Annotated in this window: 21 protein-coding genes; 6 read left to right on the top strand and 15 right to left on the bottom strand. The window is 50.3% G+C overall.

Features of this window, described 5'->3' with window-relative positions:
• The first annotated feature begins 203 nt into the window (after positions 1-203).
• Together BUB30_RS35445 and BUB30_RS12650 are read left to right on the top strand one after the other, a co-directional pair.
• Positions 204-1,079 carry a YdeI/OmpD-associated family protein gene (locus BUB30_RS35445; protein ID WP_084138055.1) on the top strand — a complete coding sequence of 292 codons (876 nt, stop codon included), beginning with the start codon at positions 204-206 and terminating at the stop codon, positions 1,077-1,079.
• A gap of 52 nt (positions 1,080-1,131) precedes the next feature.
• Positions 1,132-1,782, top strand: coding sequence for a DUF4349 domain-containing protein (locus BUB30_RS12650; protein ID WP_178377092.1), 651 nt, complete (start codon positions 1,132-1,134; stop codon positions 1,780-1,782).
• Between the two features lie 12 nt (positions 1,783-1,794).
• Here the strand turns inward: BUB30_RS12650 and BUB30_RS12655 are convergent, their stop codons facing one another.
• Positions 1,795-2,211 (bottom strand): hypothetical protein, encoded by a 417-nt coding sequence (locus BUB30_RS12655; protein ID WP_073134157.1) that lies wholly within the window; start codon positions 2,209-2,211, stop codon positions 1,795-1,797.
• 170 nt (positions 2,212-2,381) lie between these two features.
• Between BUB30_RS12655 and BUB30_RS35145 the strand changes: the two genes are divergently transcribed.
• Positions 2,382-2,759 carry a helix-turn-helix domain-containing protein gene (locus tag BUB30_RS35145; RefSeq protein ID WP_073134160.1) on the top strand — a complete coding sequence of 126 codons (378 nt, stop codon included), beginning with the start codon at positions 2,382-2,384 and terminating at the stop codon, positions 2,757-2,759.
• A gap of 36 nt (positions 2,760-2,795) precedes the next feature.
• Here BUB30_RS35145 and BUB30_RS12665 read toward each other — a convergent pair whose 3' ends face one another.
• The 12 genes from BUB30_RS12665 to BUB30_RS12720 all read right to left on the bottom strand — a co-directional run bounded on the left by BUB30_RS12665 (position 2,796) and on the right by BUB30_RS12720 (position 11,267).
• Positions 2,796-3,440 carry a class I SAM-dependent methyltransferase gene (locus BUB30_RS12665; RefSeq protein ID WP_073134162.1) on the bottom strand — a complete coding sequence of 215 codons (645 nt, stop codon included), beginning with the start codon at positions 3,438-3,440 and terminating at the stop codon, positions 2,796-2,798.
• Positions 3,422-4,252 carry a hypothetical protein gene (locus BUB30_RS12670; protein ID WP_073134163.1) on the bottom strand — a complete coding sequence of 277 codons (831 nt, stop codon included), beginning with the start codon at positions 4,250-4,252 and terminating at the stop codon, positions 3,422-3,424. The genes BUB30_RS12665 and BUB30_RS12670 overlap by 19 nt, the downstream gene beginning before the upstream one ends.
• A 58-nt stretch (positions 4,253-4,310) precedes the next feature.
• Positions 4,311-5,201, bottom strand: a complete 891-nt coding sequence (atpG, locus tag BUB30_RS12675; RefSeq protein WP_073134166.1) for an ATP synthase F1 subunit gamma — start codon at positions 5,199-5,201, stop codon at positions 4,311-4,313.
• A gap of 23 nt (positions 5,202-5,224) precedes the next feature.
• The gene (atpA, locus tag BUB30_RS12680) at positions 5,225-6,805 is read right to left on the bottom strand and encodes a F0F1 ATP synthase subunit alpha (RefSeq protein ID WP_073134168.1); all 1,581 of its coding nucleotides are present in this window, start codon (positions 6,803-6,805) and stop codon (positions 5,225-5,227) included.
• 13 nt (positions 6,806-6,818) lie between these two features.
• A complete protein-coding gene (gene atpH, locus BUB30_RS12685) occupies positions 6,819-7,379 on the bottom strand; it encodes an ATP synthase F1 subunit delta (RefSeq protein WP_073134170.1) in 561 nt (186 codons plus the stop codon).
• A gap of 3 nt (positions 7,380-7,382) precedes the next feature.
• On the bottom strand, positions 7,383-7,877 hold the full coding sequence (gene atpF, locus BUB30_RS12690; protein WP_073134172.1) for a F0F1 ATP synthase subunit B: 495 nt from the start codon (positions 7,875-7,877) through the stop codon (positions 7,383-7,385).
• Between the two features lie 80 nt (positions 7,878-7,957).
• Positions 7,958-8,206: an ATP synthase F0 subunit C gene (atpE, locus tag BUB30_RS12695; protein ID WP_073134174.1), complete on the bottom strand. Its 249-nt coding sequence runs from the start codon at positions 8,204-8,206 to the stop codon at positions 7,958-7,960.
• Positions 8,207-8,264: 58 nt separating this feature from the next.
• Positions 8,265-9,311, bottom strand: a complete 1,047-nt coding sequence (atpB, locus tag BUB30_RS12700) for a F0F1 ATP synthase subunit A (protein ID WP_073134175.1) — start codon at positions 9,309-9,311, stop codon at positions 8,265-8,267.
• A gap of 90 nt (positions 9,312-9,401) precedes the next feature.
• On the bottom strand, positions 9,402-9,776 hold the full coding sequence (locus BUB30_RS12705) for a hypothetical protein (protein WP_073134177.1): 375 nt from the start codon (positions 9,774-9,776) through the stop codon (positions 9,402-9,404).
• Positions 9,773-10,009, bottom strand: coding sequence for an AtpZ/AtpI family protein (locus BUB30_RS12710; RefSeq protein WP_073134180.1), 237 nt, complete (start codon positions 10,007-10,009; stop codon positions 9,773-9,775). Before BUB30_RS12710 ends, BUB30_RS12705 begins: the two co-directional genes overlap by 4 nt.
• On the bottom strand, positions 9,963-10,394 hold the full coding sequence (locus tag BUB30_RS12715) for a bactofilin family protein (RefSeq protein ID WP_073134182.1): 432 nt from the start codon (positions 10,392-10,394) through the stop codon (positions 9,963-9,965). The genes BUB30_RS12710 and BUB30_RS12715 overlap by 47 nt, the downstream gene beginning before the upstream one ends.
• Positions 10,395-10,406: 12 nt before the next feature.
• Positions 10,407-11,267, bottom strand: coding sequence for a M23 family metallopeptidase (locus BUB30_RS12720; RefSeq protein ID WP_073134184.1), 861 nt, complete (start codon positions 11,265-11,267; stop codon positions 10,407-10,409).
• Between the two features lie 95 nt (positions 11,268-11,362).
• On the opposite strand from BUB30_RS12720, the gene porW reads away from it, so the two are divergent.
• From porW to uvrC, 3 genes are read left to right on the top strand one after another with little or no spacing between them, the layout of a single operon-like run.
• Entirely contained in the window at positions 11,363-13,963 is a 2,601-nt protein-coding gene (porW, locus tag BUB30_RS12725) for a type IX secretion system periplasmic lipoprotein PorW/SprE (protein ID WP_143164882.1), read from the top strand.
• A complete protein-coding gene (locus tag BUB30_RS12730; protein WP_245804077.1) occupies positions 13,932-16,241 on the top strand; it encodes a transglycosylase domain-containing protein in 2,310 nt (769 codons plus the stop codon). The genes porW and BUB30_RS12730 overlap by 32 nt, the downstream gene beginning before the upstream one ends.
• A 5-nt stretch (positions 16,242-16,246) precedes the next feature.
• Positions 16,247-18,043: an excinuclease ABC subunit UvrC gene (uvrC, locus tag BUB30_RS12735; protein ID WP_073134187.1), complete on the top strand. Its 1,797-nt coding sequence runs from the start codon at positions 16,247-16,249 to the stop codon at positions 18,041-18,043.
• A gap of 31 nt (positions 18,044-18,074) precedes the next feature.
• Here the strand turns inward: uvrC and porN are convergent, their stop codons facing one another.
• Together porN and porM are read right to left on the bottom strand one after the other, a co-directional pair.
• Positions 18,075-18,986, bottom strand: a complete 912-nt coding sequence (gene porN, locus BUB30_RS12740) for a type IX secretion system ring subunit PorN/GldN (protein WP_073134189.1) — start codon at positions 18,984-18,986, stop codon at positions 18,075-18,077.
• Positions 18,986-20,578 (bottom strand): type IX secretion system motor protein PorM/GldM, encoded by a 1,593-nt coding sequence (porM, locus tag BUB30_RS12745; protein WP_073134191.1) that lies wholly within the window; start codon positions 20,576-20,578, stop codon positions 18,986-18,988. Before porM ends, porN begins: the two co-directional genes overlap by 1 nt.
• Positions 20,579-20,617 lie beyond the last annotated feature (39 nt).

Consider the following 20,617-nt stretch of genomic DNA (forward strand, 5'->3'; position numbering starts at 1 on the left):
CAAGGCAAACCACCCCCTTTTCAGAAGTTTATTGGCTCAGAATAAAGGTGTTTCACCATATTATTCTGTATTTTTTCGGAGAAGAAGTTAAAATTTCACCCTCTCTTTTGGCGTCTACCTTTAAATTTGAACGCGCTTCGGGGTCTCGTGTCCCTCAATGGGAAGTAAGAAAACCATTCAGAAGCCGGGAAAACCTAACGACTATGAACAAGATTCTTTCAGGCAAATTGAAAGTCAAAACCACGGACGAAGGCCTGGTGCTGAACGCTCCTCCGGGCTTTGATCAAAAGCCTCATGACACTACCCCAAAAGCAAAGGTCTCCTACGGTTTTGTTTTGCTTTTCACCAAAGACAAAGCCACACTCGACAAGCACCTTCCCAAAGCATTGAAGGCGTTGAAAGAAGATGGCTTATTTTGGGTTGCCTATCCCAAGAAGAGCAGCGTTATCAAAACAGACATCACCCGCGACAACGGTTGGGATGCCCTTCAAGCCGCGGGATACGAAGCCGTGAGCCTGGTCGCCATCGACGACACATGGTCTGCGCTGCGATTCCGTTCGCGCACAAAGATTCTCGTGATGAACCGCCAACCGAAGTCCAGCGGAAAGCATAGCTTCCGTGCCGCTATGGAAAAACCTTCCGATGGAATTGATGGTGCTTTCGTCACCGTACCCTTCGATGTGGAGAAAGAATATGGCACCCGCGGCCAGGTGAAAGTGAAGGCCACCTTCGACGGCCACCCCTATCGTGGCATCCTGGCGCCGATGGGAACAGGTGGGCATGTCATCATTGTCCGGAAAGACATCCGCGAAGCGATCGGCAAAAAGGCCGGAGATAAAATCGATGTCACCCTCGAAAAAGACACGGAAGAAAGAGTACTGGAAATACCCGATGACCTGCAAGCAGTGTTGAAGAAGAATGCTGCTGCCCGGAAATTCTTTGAGACCTTATCGTATACCAATCGCAAGGAGTATGCGGTTTGGATCGCCTCCGCAAAAAAAGAGGAGACCCGTTTGAAAAGACTCGACGATACATTAACAAAACTCCTCGCGGGTAAAAAGAACCCGGCAGCGAAATAGCTTTCGGCTTGGATTGATTTTTGTTTTTATGGGAAGCAAAAAAATCTATCCCATGAAAAACATGCTTCTCTCTGCCGCCGTCCTGCTATGCCTTGCTTCATGCGGCACGCATACTTCGTACAGCGCCCGGTATTTGAGTGACCTCCGGTCAGCGCCAACAGCCGAGCCTGCGGCCGACAAAAGCCGCGTAGTGCTTTACAACGCCTCCATAACGCTACTGTTAAAAGAGCCCGACAGCCTTAACAAAAAGCTTCCCCTGCTAACAAAGAAATACGATGGCTATGTAATGACCGTTGGCGACGAACTGTCAACCATACGGGTGCCTGCCGCGCAGCTTAGCAATGTTCTACAGGACCTGTCTGCCATGGGTAAAGTGACAGCCCGCTCTCTCTCCGGCCAGGACGTGACCGATGATTATACAGACTACACCATCCGGCTCGACAACGCCGAGAAAGCCAGGCAACGCTATTTGCAGTTGCTGGAAAAAGCAGAAAACGTTGAAGCGGCTGTGAAAGTTGAGAAGGAGCTGGAACGACTCAACAGCGAGATCGATTTGCTTAAGGGCAGGCTGGCCCGTTTTGACCACCTGGCGGCTTTTTCGACCGTGACCATACACCTGGAGAAAAAGCACAAGATCGGCCTTCTGGGCTATCCTTTCGTGGGGCTCTACAAAGGCATAAAATGGCTCTTTGTTCGCGACTAAATGTAACCTGGATTATAACAACGTCATCTTCCGGAGCCAGTGCCGGGCATCGCGGATGGAGTCGAAGAATTGCACCTTCATGATGGTCACCTCCCCGATCATTTCCCGGATCGTGAGCTGGGTGAATTTGCTGCTGGGCATGACAATGGCCAGGTAGCGGACACCGGCTTTTTCCATTTCCGGCATCACGTGCCCTCTGAAATAGGCCACGTCCTCGTCCAGCACGGGGCCGGCGGTGCGGCTGTCGGTGAGCATGTGGAGTTTGGGGTAATTGCGGATTTCCTGACGCATCAGCTCCAGGCGCTTCATCTGCACAAAGTTGTAGTGCTCGCTGTAGCGGGGCACGCCGTTCAAGGTGAGCTTGATGCAGGGAATCGATTCGTCCAGCTCAATGGTGGCGTATTCGTCCTTATAAAAAGCTTTTACCATGCTTTCTGAAGCGGTGAGAGGTGGGGCAAAACCTATTGTCATGGCTTTGCATACGTAAGTTTACTGCTTAAAGGCGACACTGTAAAATAATTGGTTACAAAACTACCCCTGAAAAGGGCCAAACCGTAACCGCAAAATTTACGTAACTTAGAAGTACAAAATCCAATCCCATGGCAACCATAGAAATTGGCGAAAAAATCAAGGAAGTCTTCGACAACCGTCACATGAAGCTTACCGATTTTGCCGACGAGCTGGGAACCGTTCGGCAAAATGTTTACCGCATCTTCAAAAAACGTCATGTCGACACGGGCCTGCTGTTGAAAATATCGCAGGTGCTGGACCATAATTTTTTCCAATACTATGTGTCATCTCCCGTCCAGGAAGAAGGAGAGGCCATCAAACAACTCAAAACCGAAACCTCGGATTTCCAGAAACAACTGGAGCTCTCCCGAAAGGAGATCGACTATTTGCGCCGGATCATCAAACTGATGGAGGAAAAAGCCGAGCTGGTGCAGCAATTGGGAAAAGATTCGATGATGCTTCAGTGAAGCCATAGTCCCCTAAAATCCTCCCCTCGTTTGATCTCATAATTTTTCTTGCCGGGAATATCTGACGCTCTTTATAAAGCCGCGAAAAAACAGCTGCTCCTCCTCCACTTGCCACCCTTCTGCCGTCATATACTGCTCCCAAGGCGGAAGTTGCTTCGCCTCGATGCCACAGCACCAGCGAAAAAATGTGTACATCATTTTTAGCAATAGCCGCTGCCACCAGACTTTACGGGCCATAAAATCAGATACCAGCCAAACACTTTCCGGTGCAAGCGAGGTATCTACGCTATCGATCACACGCCGCAATGAAGCGGGTGAAAACAAATCCAGGAAAAAGGCAGTGATCACCGCATGGAATTGTATTTCGCGTGGAATAGAATCTTCTGTACCGTGGATAAATTTCACGCGAGATTTCTGTTGTTCCGAAAGCTTCTGCCGCGCTTGTTCAAGCATCTTCGCCGAGGCTTCGATGTACCACACATTACATTGGGGATGCGTTTCCAAAAGTTCGGTCAATAGCCATCCCGTGCCGCCACCAAGAATCAAAACCTGGGCGGTCGATGGTATGGTCTTTAGAAAAACCAACTGCGCTTCGCGTATGGCCGACCCGTACACCAGGCTGGCAAACCGGTCGTAGACAGGCGCCAGGAGATCGAAGCCCGTTAAGGATTGCTGCTCCATGCCAAATAAAACAAGGGAAGAAGAAATACGGCATCGCCCAACAAGCGATAATAGTCTTGCCTGGCAAAAGTCTCTCGAAAGACAAAGATCAACGCCAACACCAGGCCCATGGTAGCCACGATGAGCACAGCCGGTTTCATTTCGGCGTAGTAGAGAGAAAAACTCGTCACCAGGAAAATGCTGCCGATCAGACACCAGATGCTGGCCCGCGTGATGGGCTCTCCCAACATGGTAACAAAAGAGGTCTGCTTATCCTTCTCGTCGCCTTCGCGATCGAACCACGAGAAGATCAACAAGTTCAGCCACGCCACCATGGCGAATTGAACAATGAGCAAGTAATGCGCGGGAACAAGTTCAACTTTCGTTAACGTATAGGAAGGCAACAGCACACCGCACGTATAGAGAAAGGCAATGCAGATCTCTTTCAGGAATTTCAGATAACGCTGCACGATCAGATAAATCCCCACGCCCGCGGCCAGCACAGTACCCCTGACAAAGATCTGCTTACGAAGAAAAAAAACAATAAACATATTCACGAGCACGGCCAGACCGGCGGCTATCAATAAGGTTCTGAAATGTTCCTGGTGAAACCGGTGACGCGATGTGGATGCGCTTCTTCCGATGTCGCGCGCATCCTTCAAATGATCGGCTGTATAAATCACCCAGACCGTCAACGCCAGGGCTAAAAGACCCACCGGGCGAAGGGTAACATCCAATACGCGGGCAAAGAAAAGGGCGCTCACGACCGCGCCCGCCACAATGTCAAGGCTCAGCAGATTAACGTAACGATATACCCGCGTAAATCCGGTCATAAAAAAAGTCTCTCCGCAACCGGAGAGACTTCAAATGTATACCTTAAAACTATAATTCTTATGCCGACTTCAACGCTTCCGCGCCACCCACGATCTCGAGGATCTCTTTGGTGATGGCCGCCTGGCGTGAGCGGTTGTAGCTCAATTTCAATTCCTTCAAAAGCTCGCCCGCGTTTTCTGTGGCTTTGTCCATGGCGGTCATCCGCGCGCCGTTTTCGGCAGCGTTGGAGTCGAGCAGGGCTTTGAAGATCTGTACTTTCAGCGAGTTGGGGATCAGGGCTTCTACGATCTCCTGCTGGCTGGGCTGGTAGATGTAGTCGATCTGGCTGGAGGTAGCACCGGTCTGGGGCTCGGGCGACACCACCGGCAACAGTTGCTCTGTGCGCAGGATCTGTGTGGCCACGTTCTTGAATTCGTTGTAGACCAACTCTACCTTATCGAATTTGCCTTCGCGAAAAACCTTCATGATGTACTCGCCCGCTTCGGAAGCGTGCGCGAACGTGAGGGAAGAAAACAGACCGGTGTATTGGTCTACGAGCTCATACTTGCGCTTGCCAAAATACTCGGCCGATTTCTTACCGATCGGCAAGATAACCACGTTGCCCTGGCGCGATTGTGCTTCGTATTTTTCCTGGATCAAGCGGGTCACACCTTTCATCACGGTGGTGTTGAACGATCCGCAAAGACCACGGTCGGAGCTAACCGCCACGATGAGAATGCGTTTTTCTTCGCGCACCTGGCTGTACCAGTTGTCGCTGTCGCCGGAAAGCTGGGCCTCGGAGAGATTTCTCAGGATAGCGTTCAGCTTCTGGGCGTAGGGACGCATTTGGGTGATCCGGTCCTGTGATTTGCGCAGCTTGGCCGCCGCCACCATCTTCATGGCTTTGGTGATCTGCTGCGTGCTCATCACCGACGTGATCCGGTTCTTAACTTCTTTTAAATTAGGCATACCTGGTGATCAGTGTCTACGGATTAAGCAGCGTATTTGGATGCAAGGTCCTGAGCCGTTTTCTTGATGATGGCCACATCGGCATCTTCAAATTTGCCGGCGCGCAGGTTGTCGAGCAAACCGCGGTTCTGGGCGCGGAGCAGGTCGAGGAATTCTTTCTCAAACTGCTTCACTTTAGTAACCGGAACCTGGTCCATAAAACCACGGGTCGACGCCGTGATGATGGCCACTTGCTCTTCCACGGGCACAGGTGCGTATTGATCTTGCTTCAGGATCTCTGTGTTTCTGCGACCGCGTTCGATCGTCAGTTTCGTAGCCGCATCCAGGTCGGAACCGAATTTCGCAAAAGCTTCGAGTTCGCGGAATTGAGCTTGATCCAACTTCAACGTACCGGCTACCTTCTTCATCGACTTGATCTGTGCCGAACCACCCACGCGCGATACCGAAATACCTACGTTGATTGCCGGACGGATACCGGAGTTGAAAAGGTTTGTTTCCAAGAAGATCTGACCATCGGTGATGGAGATCACGTTCGTAGGAATATAAGCAGATACGTCGCCGGCCTGTGTTTCAATGATAGGAAGAGCGGTCAGCGATCCACCACCTTTCACCAATCCTTTGATCGATGCAGGCAGGTCGTTCATGTTTTGCGCGATGGCGTCGTTGTTGATGATCTTGGCCGCCCGCTCCAGCAAACGGGAGTGGAGGTAGAACACGTCGCCGGGATAAGCTTCACGTCCGGGAGGTCTTCTCAACAAGAGAGACACTTCGCGGTAGGCAACAGCTTGTTTCGACAAGTCATCGTAGATCACCAACGCAGGGCGGCCGGTGTCGCGGAAGAATTCGCCGATGGCTGCACCCGTGAAGGGAGCGAAGAACTGCATAGGTGCGGGATCGGCAGCCGATGCAGATACAATAACGGTATAGGGAAGAGCACCTGCTTTCTCCAAAGCCGAAGCTACGGAGGCTACGGTAGAAGCCTTCTGTCCGATGGCGACGTAGATACAGTATACAGGTTGACCCTTTTCGTAAAATTCCTTTTGGTTCACGATCGTATCGAGCGCCACAGCGGTCTTGCCGGTCTGACGGTCGCCGATGATAAGCTCACGCTGACCACGACCTACGGGGATCATGGAGTCGATCGCCTTGATGCCGGTTTGCAGCGGTTCGTTCACGGGCTGACGGAAGATAACCCCGGGAGCTTTACGCTCCAGTGGCATTTCATACAGCTTGCCGCTCAACGGGCCTTTGCCGTCGATGGGCTGACCGAGTGTATCCACTACGCGGCCCAGCATGCCGTCGCCTACGTTCACGGAAGCGATCTTGCCGGTGCGTTTCACGGTGTCGCCTTCCTTGATGCCTTTGGATTCACCCAGCAACACGGCGCCTACGTTGTCTTCTTCGAGGTTAAGCACCAGCGCTTTCAGGCCGGTCTCAAACTCCAGCAACTCGCCGGCTTGTGCCTGTGTGAGGCCGTAGATACGAGCCACACCATCGCCCACCGTGAGAACGGTGCCCACTTCTTCGAGTTCGGCTTCGGTGCGGGATTGGGAAAGTTGCTCGCGCAATATTGCTGATACTTCTTCTGGTCTGATCTCTGCCATGATTCTTTAGAGATTAAAATTCTTTTATGTAGGGGTTATAACTAAAATTCACTTTCAGCGCTTTCAACTTGTTCTTGATGGAAGCGTCGATCTGACGGTCGCCCACGTTGAGCACAAAGCCGCCGATCATGTCCTTGTCCACTTTCTCGGTGAGCTCGACTTGTTTCTTCTCCGTCAGCTGTTTCACCATGGTCTCAAACTCTCCGCGCAACCTGGCGTCCAGCGGAATGGCCGTGGTGATGCTGGCCTTGCCGATGCCTTTGTAGACGTTGTAGGCCGTGTGAAATTCACGGGCTATCGCGGGCAACAGGGGTTCACGGTTCTTGCGGGTGAGGATGTCGAGGATGGAAAGTGTGAGGGCATTCATTTTGCCGGTGAACAATTTCTCCAGGATATCTCTTTTCTTATCGTGCTTGATAATGGGATTGATGAGCATCAGTTCGAATGCCCGATTCTCATTACAAATCTTCGACAGCAACTGCATGTCGCTGTGCACGGCTTCCAGTGCGTTTTTCTCTACGGCGAGGCCCAGCAGAGACTTTACGTAGCGTGAGGCTGCTCTTGAATCTGCCATGCCTTAGTTGATCTTTAGATCTTTGAGATAGCTGTCCACCAACGCCTTTTGCGACGAATCGTCGGAAAGGTTTTTCTTCAACAGTTTTTCGGCGATCTCCAACGAGAAATTGGAAACCTGGATCCGGATGTCTTTCATCGCCGCTTGCTTTTCGATGTTGATGGCCGCGCGGGCATCTTCGATGATCTTGTCGGCCGATTTCTTTGCAGCGATCTGCGCTTCCTCTTTCAAACGGTTGCCGGCTTCGCGGGCGTCGCGCAACATTTTGTCGCGTTCGTCGCGGGCTTCCCTCAGCAGGTTCGCGTTGTCGGCTTTGAGCTTGGCGATCTCGGCACGCGTGTTCTCGGCTGTGTCAAGAGCATCCTGGATGGATTTCTCTCGTTCTTTCAGCGATGACAGAATGGGTTTCCATGCCAGTTTCGACAACAGTAAAAACAACAGCACGAAAATGATAAGTTGCCAAATGATGAGGCCAGTGCCGGGGGTTAGAAGTTCCATATTTTATAGAAAATATCTGGTGTAGTTTCAACAAAGAGAAACCTGTCCGGCCAAGTGCCTAAGACAGGTTCCTGATTTTTTTACGCTGCGCGCTGAGAGATCAGCAAGCAAATTACGAGCGCAAAGAGGGCAGCCACTTCAATAAGGGCGGCGATGATCAGCATGGCGCCCTGGATCTTTCCAGAAGCCTCAGGCTGACGTGCCATACCTTCCATGGCCGAACCACCAATGCGGCCGATACCAATTCCGGCGCCAATTGCAGCCAGACCAGCACCGATACCTGCACCCATGATCGCATAGCTGATGTCCAATAAAAGAGCTAATAGCATAATTGTAAAATAGTTAAGTGAAACAAACCCCGACTCCGGGGAAATCTTTATTTAAATCTTAATGATGTTCGTGTTCTGCGGTGGACATGCCGATGTACAACGAAGAGAACAACGTGAACACATAAGCTTGTATACCAGCAACCAGCAATTCAATCAAACTAATAAACAATACCATCACGGTCGATCCCGCGCCTACCCACACGCTCTTGAAAATGAACGCGAGGCAGATCAGGCTCAGCAACACAATGTGTCCTGCGGTGATGGCCACAAAAAGACGGATGGTCAGGGAAATGGGTTTTGTAAAGATGCCTACAATTTCAACCGGCAAAATGATCAGGCGAAGGGGCAGCGGCACACCGGGCGTCCAGAAAATGTGAGCCCAGTAGTCTTTGTTCCCTTTGATGTTCGTGATCAGGAACGTGAGCACCGCCAAGGTCAATGTGACGGCGATGTTACCCGTCAGGTTCCCAGCACCCGGCAACAGGCCGAGGAAGTTACCGAAGAGGATGAAGAAGAAAAGCGTCAGCATATAGGGCAGATACTTTTCGTAGTGCTTGCCAATGTTGGGCTTCACGATCTCGTCGCGCACAAAAACGATCACCGGCTCCATGAACGATTGGATGCCGCTCGGAGCTTTACCAAGGTTCTTTTTATAGCCCTTTGCAACGGCCATGAACACCAACACCAGCAATGCAGCGTTGATGAGTAGCATGGCTACGTTCTTGGTTATAGAAAGGTCAAGCACAGACTGGCCGTTAAACACGATGTGACCCAGTTCGTCAAGCTTGTAGCCGTTGTATTCTACTTTGTTATGATGTTCGTCGTAGAGATGGTGGGAAGAGAAAATATCCAGGCCTTTTTCAGAATAGACGATCACCGGCAGGTAAATGGTGCCGCCATGATCCCACAAGTGCCAAATATGATCATCCAGCACGTGGTGGATAATAACCTCGCTGGCATTGAACCCGTGTTCGGATGCGGTAGGCTCTTCCTGCAGCTCGTGTACCTGGGCTTCATCGGCCGCAAAAAGGGCCGGCGAAAAGGCCGCGAGCAATACGATGAGGGCAACAGAAATTTTCTTGGAAAGACTCAAAAATACGCTCATTCAGGGCTAATTTCAAGGTTTTTGAATACGAGCGCAAAGGTATTAATTAATGCTCCAGAAAAAAATCTTTTATAAAGATTTTACCCCTCTTCAACGCTCCCCGCCGCTGGTAATCCGGCGGTACAAAAAAGCGATCTCCACGACCGTAAAAATGAAATAACCGAGCATAAAAAAGATGACGTTGGACACTGCTCCAGGCTTGTCTTCCAGAATGACAAACAGATTGTAGGCCCCGTAGGCAATGAATTTCACCACCATGGTGAGGAGATACAGGTGCAGGAACAAACCGGTCTTGTTGCTTCTATAAAGATAGAGGTAGATGATTGCGGTGCTAAACACCAGAAAAATGAGTGTCTGATAAAAAAAGGAAGGTAGGGTAGGTATCCAGCCGTGTGCGTGTGCGTACAGGCTGCCCAACGCGAGCAACACGGCACTTGCCAGCAGGGCTATTAGAAATCGAATCAAGGATTGTCGCGTTTTATGGACCGGTAGACCTGAAACATCATCCCCGCAAACGCCGCGAATCCAAACAACAGCATGAAGGCCGGCGTTTTGAGCTGCAGCCGAAGGTCCAGCCAATGTCCCAGCCATCCAAACACACCCATAACGACGAGGAGCTGAATGGCCAGGCTGCTATATTTCAGATAGCTATTATACGTTTTTAACTTCTTGTTGGGGGATGGCTCTGTTAAGCCCATTTTCGCCGATTTTAATGTCTTTGATCACGGCGCCCATCTTACAAGAGCCATTGAAAACAGCCCCGGGTTCAACCACCATTTTGCCGGTGATGATATCGCCGTTGATAACGGCCGTGGCTTTCAACACAAGCAATTCGGTGACCTCGATCTTTCCCTTCACTTCGCCTTCGATGTCGGCATTCTGAGCAATGATATTGCCCTGCACCTGCGAGGAGGTGCCCAGCGCCACTTTGGATTTGGACTTCACGTTGCCGGTAATCTTTCCTTCAATGCGGATGTTGCCGTACGTTTCGATGTTGCCCTCCAAAAAGGTGCCTTTGCCGATGTTGTTGCTGGAGTTGCTAATCTCTTCGGCTGCGCGTTTTTGTTCTTTAGAAGTTAGCATGACGTTCTGGTTTTAAAAAGTTACAAATTCTTCCGGGTTCAGAGAATTGCCGTTATACCACAATTCGAAGTGAAGGTGTGGGCCATTGGTTAACTCTCCGCTATTGCCAACTATAGAGATAATTTCACCTCCGTTGACAAAAGTACCAACTTTTTTCAAGAGTTGGGCATTGTGCTTGTAGGTGGAGATCAAATTACCGCGGTGTTGCACCATAATTACATAACCGGAATCCTGGGTCCACGATGAAAAAACCACCGTACCGTCAGCGATGCACTTGATGGGCTCGTTCGCCTTCGCCACAACGTCCACCCCAAGGTGACCCTTTTTCACGTCGTATTGGTCGGAGATGAATCCCGTGATGGGCGAATAGAAAAACGTCTCCTGCAATTCCTTGTATTTCGAGTTGAGCGCGATCAGCGACATGTCCGATTGCTCGAAGTCTTTTCGGAACACCGAATCGGTGGGAGTGGCTTTTAAGTCGGTAGGCTTCGCCAGGGGCTGTTGATCGCTCCCCAGCGTCTTGGCGGGATCCTCAAAATTGCTGGTGTCGCCGCTCAGCACACGCTGAAAATTGGCGATGAATTGATCCTTGCGTTCCACCTCCAGCCCCAACGAATCTACCTTCAGGGCCAGCTCGAGCAACTGCCGGTTCAGCACCATCTGCTCGTGTTTGGGGTCAAACCATTTGGCCAGGATCGTCTTGGACATGAACAGGCTCATCGTGAAAAGGCCCGTAAACAAAATCACTGAAAAAAGAATTACTTTCGAGTAGGTAAAACCCATACTCGTTTTTTCGGCGAAGTTCTCTTCGTTGCGGATAACGAGTTGATAACGGGTGGTCAACCAGTTCGATAATGTTTTTTTCGGCTTCAAAATATTCCGCTTTTTTGCACAAAATTAGATATTCCAGGCTATTATAATATGGAATTTAGGTTTTTTGCGTTTTTAACATCACAAATCACAGTCGCTTGAGAGGCCCCCTTTTTTATATACTGCTCGCGTTCGTCCTGGCTGTCATGACGGCCTGTTCGTCTGACCAAAAGACCCTAACGTCCCTTGCCTATCACAACACAACGGCTCACTTCAACGGATATTACTATGCGCGCGAAGAGATCAAGAAAGTTGAAAAGACCGTCTGGAGCAGCATGGTCGATGACTACAACCGCGTGCTGAGACTCTGCCCCGCGCTCGACTCCGCTCAGGCCAAGGGTTATGACAAAGACATACAAGAAGCCATCAAGATGGCCTCGCTCGCCATTCAACGCCACCCCAACAGCAAATGGGTCGACGACTCCTATCTGCTGGTGGGCAAGGCCCGGTTCTACAGCATGGACTGGGGCAACGCCATCCAGACCTTCAAGTTTGTGAACACCAAGAGCCTGGACCTCGACACCAAACACGCCGCCATCATCGAGCTGGTGCGCACCTTCACGGAACACAAGGAGTACAACAATGCCCAGGCCGCCATCGACTTTGTGCAGAAAGGAAAACTGAGCAAGGAGAACAAGAAGAACCTGCTGCTGGCCAAAGCCTACTTCTACCAGGAACAAGGCGACCTTGACTACATGGTGAGAAACCTCACCGAGGTGACGCCCCTGCTAAAAAAGAAAGACCGCCCCGGCCGGATCTTTTTTATCATCGGGCAGATCTATCAAAAGCTAGGATTCGAATCGGAGGCTTATAATTATTACAAACGATGCCTCTCCACCAATCCCGAATACGAAGTGGATTTTTATGCCCGTCTTTACATGGCGCAGGTAACGGAAATATCACGCAGCAAGAGTGTGAACGCCGCGCGCAAATCGTTCCGGAAACTTTTGAAGGATAGCAAGAACAAGGAATTCAAAGACAAGATCTTTTATGAGATGGGTGTTTTTGAATTGAAGCAGAAAAATCTCGCACAAGCCCTGGAGGATTTTAATCGCTCGATCCGCGAAGGCAACAACAAACGAATCGACGGAGAAGCGTATCTGAGGTTAGGTGAAATTTATTACGACACGCTGCGCAAATACGAACTCTCACAAGCCTACTACGATAGCGCCATCAACGCCTTGCCCAAGGACTATGAAGGCTACGACAAAATAAAAGCGCGCCAAAGCATTTTGGACGAGTTCGTAAAAAACCTCAACACCATCAAATGGCAGGACAGCCTCTTGGCCATGTCTGCTTTGGACTCCTCTGCGCTGCGTGCACGCATCGACTCCGCCTACCAGGCGAAAAAGCGCCTGGCCGACAGCAACGAGAGCAAGAAAAAGAAAAAGCGCAACCGCGTTGAGATCGTTTCCAACACAAACAATGTTTTTTCCTCTGGAGACGACGGACAACAACAAGAAGGCGACGACGCAGCCGATTGGTATTTTGGAAATCCATCCGCCATGTCATTGGGGCAAACTGAATTCCAACGCATCTGGGGAAACATTACGCTGGAAGACAACTGGCGACGGTCGCTCCGAACCGCCACTGCACAGGCCGCCCGCAGCACCACCGATGGCGCCACACCGGCCAACACAGAACAACAAACTGCAGCCGAACCAGCGCCCAGCGATCCCGTTGCAGCTGAATACACGCGCGTAGACAAACAGATCCCTCGCACGGCCGAGCAGAAAAAGGAGGCCCTCAAAAAAATTGAGGACGCCTACTTTGCCCTCGGCGATATCTATTATTTCAAACTCCTGGAAAAAGACAACGCCGTAACGTCCTACAACACCCTGCTGCGCCGGTTCCCGGAGACCGCCTATGAGCCCGAAATATTATATAAGCTCTACCTGATCTTTAAAGACATCGATCCGGCCAAATCAGAAAGCTACGCGTCCCTGTTAAAGACAAAATATCCGAATTCGGATTTCGCCAAGATCCTGATAAACCCCGACTACCTGAAGGAATCCAGCCAAACGGCCGAGAAGCAAAAAGAATTGTACAAAACGGGCTACGACCTTTATCAGAACGGCGAATACCGCCAGGCCCTGCAAGCCCTTGACCAGGCCGCGGAAATGGGAGAAACGTCGTTTTCTTCCAACATCGAATTAATGAAGGTCATCCTGATGGGAAAAACAGAAGATATTAATCAATATCAATTTGCCCTGGACCAATTTATTAAAACCCATCCCGACGATCCCCTGACCACCTACGCCAAGAAGCTGCTGGATGCCTCGCACACCTTCCAGACCGACCAGGAGAAAGTGAAAGGCATACAATACATCCGCTCGTTTGAAGAACCTCACTATTTTGTGTTGGTTCACCGCAGGACCGACAACCTCAGCGCCGTGGTATCCGCGATGCTGGAGCGATTTGACGAGGAGAATTTCAAAGAACTGAAATTGAAGACCAGCAACCTGGTGCTAAACGACGAATACATCCTTACGCTCGTCGACGAATTGCCCCGCATCAGTTGGGCCCTGGAATACAAAAAAACGTTCAACGAAAAGCTTTCCACACTCACCGAGTTAAGGAACCATAAATTCCATAGCTTTGTCATTACAAAAGACAATTTCGATATATTTTACCGAACAAAAGGTCTTGATGAATACCTCCAATTCTTTGAAAGAAACTACCCTGCAGAAAGTCAATAGAATCCTGCTCACCCGAAATCCTTGGTTTAAAAAAACTACCAAAGGCATCTGGATACTTTTTCTCTGCATCATACTCGGTTTTCCGCTCTACGTACTCTCGGTTAGCATCAACTTATTCGGCCTGTTTGGCGACATGCCCAGCCTGAAAGCCATTGAAAACCCCAAGAACGACTTGTCGTCGGAACTGATCTCTGCCGATGGCGTTTCGCTGGGCCGGTATTTCCGGTTCAACCGCAGCCAGGTGAGCTATGAACAGCTGTCGCCGGACCTGGTGAATACCCTGTTGCTCTCGGAAGACCATCGTTTCTATGATCACTCCGGCCTGGATTTCCGTGCCTATATGCGGGTGATCTTTGGGGTGCTCACATTCAACTCTTCTTCCAAGGGTGGCGGAAGCACCATCACCCAGCAGCTGGCCAAAAATCTTTTCAGCACCCGCGGGGAGGAATTGGATGGACCTTTGATGGTGGGGCCGCTGCGCATCCTCATCAGCAAGACCAAGGAATGGATCATCTCCGTGAAGCTCGAAAAAAACTTCACCAAACAGGAGATCATCACCATGTATCTCAACACGAGCGATTTCAGCAGCAATGCCTATGGCATCAAAGTGGCCGCCGAAACCTATTTCAACAAACAACCCTCCGAACTGAACGTGCAGGAAGCAGCCGTGCTGGTGGGCATGCTACAGGCCCCTTCTTTCTATAATCCCAAGCGAAATCCCAAGAATGCCCTGTCCAAAAGGAATGAGGTGTTATTTAAATTATACAATCACGGCTACATCCGTTCGCGCGAAACCTACGACTCGCTGCTGAAGCTTCCCATTCACCTGGAGTATGCCGTACAAAATCAAAACGAAGGGCTGGCCACCTATTTCCGGACGGTGATCCTGAACGACCTGATGACCTGGTGCAAGGAACACGGCTATGACCTGTGGGAGTCGGGATTAAAAATTCATACCACGATCGACAGCCGTATGCAACGCTATGCCGAAGAGGCCATGGCCGAAAGCATGAAGCCCCAGCAAAAGACATTCGACGTCCACTGGAAAGGCAAGAACCCCTGGATCGACGAGGATTGGAATGAGATCAAAGGTTTCCTCGACTCACGCATCAAACAAACGGAGACCTACCGAAACCTGGTGGCCCGCTATGGCGCCGGCAACGACTCGGTGAAGATCATGCTCAAGGTGAAGAAGCCCATGACCATCTTCACCTGGAACGGCGAGCGCGACACACTGTTCAGCTCGATGGACTCGTTGAATTATTACAAGCGCTTTCTAAACGCAGGTTTTATGTCGATGGATGCCCGCACCGGAGCTATCAAAGCCTGGGTGGGCGGCATCAATCACAAATATTTTAAATACGATCACGTCCGTCAGGGCACAAGACAACCGGGTTCGTCCTTCAAACCCTTTGTGTATGGCACAGCGATGGAGGCTGGCTATAATCCTTGTTTGAAATTGCAGGACGTATCACCCACGTTCAAGGTTCCTGGCGGCACGTGGAGCCCGCCCAACGCCGAAGGCGATCGTGGAACCGGCGAGTGGCTCACCATGCGGCAAGCCATGGCCAAATCGAAGAACTCCATCACCGCTCAAGTGCTGCAACGGGTAGGCGAGGTGAATGTGGTGAACTTTGCACACCGGGTTGGCATTACCAGTCCACTGGATGCCGTGCCTTCCTTGTGTCTGGGCGTAAGCGATGTATCGTTGTATGAAATTGTTGGAGCCTATAGCACCTTCGTGAACTCTGGCATTCACACAGAGCCCTTCTACATCACCCAGATCGAAGACAAGAATGGCAACGTGATCGAGAACTTTGTGCCCAAAACACGACAGGCCATCAGCGAGCAAACGGCCTACAAGATGATCTACATGCTGATGGGCGGTGTGCAGGAAGAAGGCGGAACCTCGAGGGGTCTGAATTTCAACCTCAAGACCGAAAACGAAATTGGCGGCAAAACCGGCACCACCAACAACGCATCCGACGGCTGGTATATGGGTATCACACGCGACCTGGTTTCGGGCGCCTGGGTCGGTGGCGACGAGCGCAGCATTCACTACAAACAGTGGGATCTTGGACAGGGCTCAAAAACTGCGCGCCCGATCTGGGAAAAATTTATGTTGAAAGTCTATGCCGACGCTTCATTGGAGTACAAAAAAGGACAGTTCAGAAGGCCCGCCACAAAAATGGACATCACCTTCGATTGCAGTTCGTATGAGCTGCCGCCCGACGAAGCCGGGACCCCTCAGGAAGACTGGAACCCCAATAACGAATAATTTTTATGTACGACCGGCTCAAAGAAGTTGTTCAGCGACTGCCGGAATCTCCTGGTGTCTACCGTTTTTATAACGACGAAGATGTGCTGATCTATGTCGGCAAGGCAAAGAGCCTCAAGAAAAGAGTAAGCAGCTATTTCAGCAAGAGCACCGGCGTGAATCGAAAAACGCTCAAGCTGGTTTCGGAGATTGAACGGATTGATTTTACGGTTTCAAATTCCGAGTTCGATGCATTGTTATTGGAAAACAATTTCATCAAACAGAACCAGCCCAAGTACAACATCCTGCTGAAGGACGACAAGACGTTCCCCTACCTGTGTATCCTTAAGGAGCGATTCCCCCGGATCATCTACACGCGCAAATACCTGCCCAAGCAAGGCGAATACTTCGGCCCTTTTTCCAGCGTAGTAGCCATGAAGAACGTGTTGGAGCTGACCCGCAAGCTATACTCCATCCGAACTTGCAATCTCCTGCTCAGTGAGACCAACGTCGAGCAAAAGAAATTCAAAGTATGCCTGGAGTATCATCTGGGCAATTGCAAGGGGCCCTGTGAAGCGTACCAGGATGAAAAATCATACCTGGAGGAGATCGAGCAGGCCCGCAACATTTTGAAAGGAAATCTCAGCATCGTCTACAACCACTTTACCTCCCAAATGAAAACCGCGGCCGCCAATATGGAATTTGAGCGGGCGCATTTTTATAAGGAGAAGCTGGAAACCTTGGAGCGATTCCAATCCAAATCGCTTGTCGTCAATAAAGATCTTACCGACATCGATGTATGCACGATCACCAGCACGGAATCCTATGCGTATGTGAACTACCTGATGATCCGCGAGGGCGCCATCATCTTCTCCAAGACGATGGAAGTGAAGAAGAAACTCGACGAACCCGACGACGAGATCCTGAGCTTTACGGCTTTCGAACTACGGGAGCAAACCCATAGTCAAAACAAACTGATCTTAAGCAACGTGGCGATCACGCTGTTAGAAGATAAGGTTGAAAATGTGATCCCGCAGATCGGCGACAAGAAGAAACTGCTGGCGTTGTCGATCAAGAACGCCCTGGAACTAAAGCGTGAGCGCGAGATCTTCCGCGAAGGAAAGAAATCAAAACAAAAAGAAGTGCTGATGATCCTTCAAAAGGATCTGCAGATCCAACACTTGCCCAACATCATCGAATGCTTTGATAACTCCAACCTGCAAGGCACCACACCGGTGGCCTCCATGGTGCGCTTTGTTGATGGAAAGGCGGATAAAAAAGGCTACCGGCATTTCAATATCAAAACCGTGGAAGGACCCGACGACTTTGCTTCCATGAAAGAGATCGTCGGCCGGCGCTATAAAAGGATCCAGGAAGAAGCTGGCAAACTCCCCGATCTGATCATGGTCGACGGTGGCAAAGGACAACTGAGCAGTGCTTGTGAGGCGTTGAAAGAATTGAATCTCTATGGCCAGATCCCCATCATCGGCATTGCCAAGCGCTTGGAGGAGATCTATTATCCGGAAGATCCCTTGCCCTTGCACATCAGTAAAAAATCACCTGGACTGTTGTTGATGCAGCAGATCCGGGACGAGGCTCACCGATTTGCCATCACTTTCCACCGGCAAAAGCGAAGCAAAGTGCAGCTGAAAACGGAGATGGAGGGTCTTGAGGGCATCGGTCAGAAAACCACCGTGAAGTTATTGCAGCATTTCAAATCCGTGAAGAAAATCAAGGAGGCGCCGTTTGAGGAGATCGAGAAATTGGTGGGGCGCAAAAAGGCGGAGATCATTTTGGGCATAAAAGAAAAGGAGGTCAAGTGACCTCCCTTCTCAATATCAAAAAAGCAAATTCTTAGAATTCCCAAAGGTTGTGTTCCTTCTCCATGAGCATCATCTCCGTCCACTCGCGAGCCCAAACGCCTTCTCTGTAGGGACGCCCGTTGCCACGGTAAGTGTCGTCGATGGTTTCATCGTCGGGGTTCTGCACTTTGTAGATCGAGCCCTGGAACAATCTCAGCAGGAATGCATCGGCAAAGTTCTTGTTTTGCGCGGTGTTCTGGCGATTGAACCAAACGGCCTTCGGAATGTTGTTTCTGAATAATTTTTCCAGGTCCTTGTATTTGAACCATCCGAGCGAGTTATCTATACCCGTGGTGGTCTTCGCACCCGGAACGATGATCTCAAAAGCCTGGATGTCATAGTACAATCTGGATCTTCTTCTGTCGAAGATCATGTCTTCCATCATGTGGATCGAGCTCATGTCGCCAACAGCATATTCAAGGCCGCTACCTTGGTTGGTACCTGCCCAATAGTCGGTGGCGTCTTCGCTGGGCGTGATGCCCTTGCTGTCTTGCACGGCGCGATAGTTCTTGCCGTTGAAGCTCACGATATCATCCGTGTAGAAGTCGGTGGTCGGGGTCCAGGCCGGGAAGGTCTGGGCTTGCTCTTGTACCAACCGTCCCAGGAAGTCTTCCTTCGATAATTTGGTGGTCAAAGAGTCACTGTTATAAATATCTGTTAGCTCCCCAGACTTTACGGCATCAACAATGAGTTTGCTGATCTCTCCGTTTTTGGCGAAGAAGCCTTTGTTTTGCTTTTCCCGGAGATCGATATTCCTCCACACACGCACTTTGTAGTGCTGCTCATACACGGGAATTGGATTGAGCGAATTCGGATTGTACTGAACTTCCAAATCCTGCACCTCCTGCGCAAATGCGCCGGTCAGTCCAACTGAAAACAGTGTTATAAAAATGCTCTTTTTCATTAGTTTATCGGTATGATTATAATACCACTTGAACCTTTAACGGGAACCTTTTCTTCGCCATCGGTGAACGTTCTGCGGGCAACTTCTTTGATGTCGATAACCACACGGTCACCGGGTCTTGCCTGGCTTGACCAGGAGCGAAGGTCCGGATTTTCGTTGGTTGCATTAAGACGTTGCACGCCGGCAGTTCCACGACCCAAGATTACTTCTGCGCGTTTGATCTTGTAGCGTGCATCCTTGGGAACTTCTTCTTTGAAGTTGTTCTCAGGTTCTGCTACAAAACGCAGGTTAGCAAGTTGGTTGGGCTTAATACCATTTCTCAAATCCACAGCTGTACTTCCAATGTAAGCCACATAGCGGGGATCCGGAACGTTCTTCACATCGAATTGCTGATCACCGATTTTCGTTCCACCGTTGGTAACACCCACAGTGATTTTACGGGCACTCGGAATGATTGTAACACGGCCGGGCTTATCACCCTTTCTGATCTCAGCGCTCGCCGCAGAGAAAGTAGGATTGTAGTTTGTACCCAATGCAGGCACTTCAATGTTCACCGTATTACCGCAATTCATGTAAAGCGTAGGAGCGTTACCCGTTGTTACACGGATCACAGGCTGCGCCACGAAGTACTCAATGGTTTGCTCAAAAGTTTGACCCTTCACTTTGATCTCAGCTTTGAACGATTTTTTTGCAATGCCGGTAGGGTCATAGCCACCACCTTGTGCTGTAAATTCGATCTTACCCATTTGCACGCCGCTGGGATCCGGGACGATCGGAAGTTTCGCGCCGTCCTTGAAGAATTCTGACGTCAAAGATGTTGATGAACCGGAAAGGAACATCTCGGCCTCGTATTTTGCTCCCGCAGCTACCGTGGAAGACTTGGCGCGCACCATGGGAATAAACTTGTCGAGATTGATGCGTTTCGCGCCGGCGTCGGTTGCCAGTTTATCCAGGGCACGACCTTCGTAGTCAAGCACTTCGGTTTGTGCCTGGGTTACAGAGGCCAAGGCTGCAATAACGGGCGTGTTTTCGAAGGTGAATTCCAAAAAGCTCTTGTTAACATGGTTCGCATCTCCTGCGAAAAGCGGGAGATCTTTAGGAGCCTTGGCAATTTTAGGCAACGCGGGTTGAATCTTGGAGAGATCATTTACCTGCGTTACATAGTCGTTCAACAGTTTTTCATAGTTTTTGCCATCCGGCGACGACACATCGATCATCATGGTGGCCACTTTGGAACTGTGGTCGTTGATCAGTTTTTCATCGACTTTATCCGTTCCGGATGCGCTCATCATCTTCTTCTTCAGATCGTCGATCTGCTTCATCGTGCTCTTCGTGAGCTCCCTCACTTTTTGAGCACGTGCCATTGCATCGAGCACGCCTGCATCCTGGGTCTGTCCGGCATCCTTTATGATTTGACCCAATACTTGCTCACTCTTGGTATTACCTGCCGTGATCAAGCCATTCAGGGTTTCGTTGATGATGGCAAATTTCTGAAGTACCGCGTTACTTACTTGCAGCGCGAGGAGCGCTGTAAGCACGAGGTACATCATGCCTATCATCTTCTGACGCGGGGTTTCTTTTCCACCTGCCATGTTGTAGTTCCTTTTAAGTTATAAACGTTAAAAACCCAA

This window comes from Chryseolinea serpens, assembly GCF_900129725.1.
In the GTDB taxonomy this organism is placed as follows: Bacteria; Bacteroidota; Bacteroidia; order Cytophagales; family Cyclobacteriaceae; genus Chryseolinea; species Chryseolinea serpens.

Excerpts from the sequence above, each read along its gene's own strand:
- BUB30_RS35445 (WP_084138055.1), top strand. The coding sequence starts at position 204 with ATGAACAAGATTCTTTCAGGCAAATTGAAAGTCAAAACCACGGACGAA.
- BUB30_RS12650 (WP_178377092.1), top strand. The coding sequence starts at position 1,132 with ATGAAAAACATGCTTCTCTCTGCCGCCGTCCTGCTATGCCTTGCTTCA.
- BUB30_RS12655 (WP_073134157.1), bottom strand. The coding sequence starts at position 2,211 with ATGGTAAAAGCTTTTTATAAGGACGAATACGCCACCATTGAGCTGGAC.
- BUB30_RS35145 (WP_073134160.1), top strand. The coding sequence starts at position 2,382 with ATGGCAACCATAGAAATTGGCGAAAAAATCAAGGAAGTCTTCGACAAC.
- BUB30_RS12665 (WP_073134162.1), bottom strand. The coding sequence starts at position 3,440 with ATGGAGCAGCAATCCTTAACGGGCTTCGATCTCCTGGCGCCTGTCTAC.
- BUB30_RS12670 (WP_073134163.1), bottom strand. The coding sequence starts at position 4,252 with ATGACCGGATTTACGCGGGTATATCGTTACGTTAATCTGCTGAGCCTT.
- atpG (WP_073134166.1), bottom strand. The coding sequence starts at position 5,201 with ATGCCTAATTTAAAAGAAGTTAAGAACCGGATCACGTCGGTGATGAGC.
- atpA (WP_073134168.1), bottom strand. The coding sequence starts at position 6,805 with ATGGCAGAGATCAGACCAGAAGAAGTATCAGCAATATTGCGCGAGCAA.
- atpH (WP_073134170.1), bottom strand. The coding sequence starts at position 7,379 with ATGGCAGATTCAAGAGCAGCCTCACGCTACGTAAAGTCTCTGCTGGGC.
- atpF (WP_073134172.1), bottom strand. The coding sequence starts at position 7,877 with ATGGAACTTCTAACCCCCGGCACTGGCCTCATCATTTGGCAACTTATC.
- atpE (WP_073134174.1), bottom strand. The coding sequence starts at position 8,206 with ATGCTATTAGCTCTTTTATTGGACATCAGCTATGCGATCATGGGTGCA.
- atpB (WP_073134175.1), bottom strand. The coding sequence starts at position 9,311 with ATGAGCGTATTTTTGAGTCTTTCCAAGAAAATTTCTGTTGCCCTCATC.
- BUB30_RS12710 (WP_073134180.1), bottom strand. The coding sequence starts at position 10,009 with ATGGGCTTAACAGAGCCATCCCCCAACAAGAAGTTAAAAACGTATAAT.
- BUB30_RS12715 (WP_073134182.1), bottom strand. The coding sequence starts at position 10,394 with ATGCTAACTTCTAAAGAACAAAAACGCGCAGCCGAAGAGATTAGCAAC.
- uvrC (WP_073134187.1), top strand. The coding sequence starts at position 16,247 with ATGTACGACCGGCTCAAAGAAGTTGTTCAGCGACTGCCGGAATCTCCT.
- porN (WP_073134189.1), bottom strand. The coding sequence starts at position 18,986 with ATGAAAAAGAGCATTTTTATAACACTGTTTTCAGTTGGACTGACCGGC.
- porM (WP_073134191.1), bottom strand. The coding sequence starts at position 20,578 with ATGGCAGGTGGAAAAGAAACCCCGCGTCAGAAGATGATAGGCATGATG.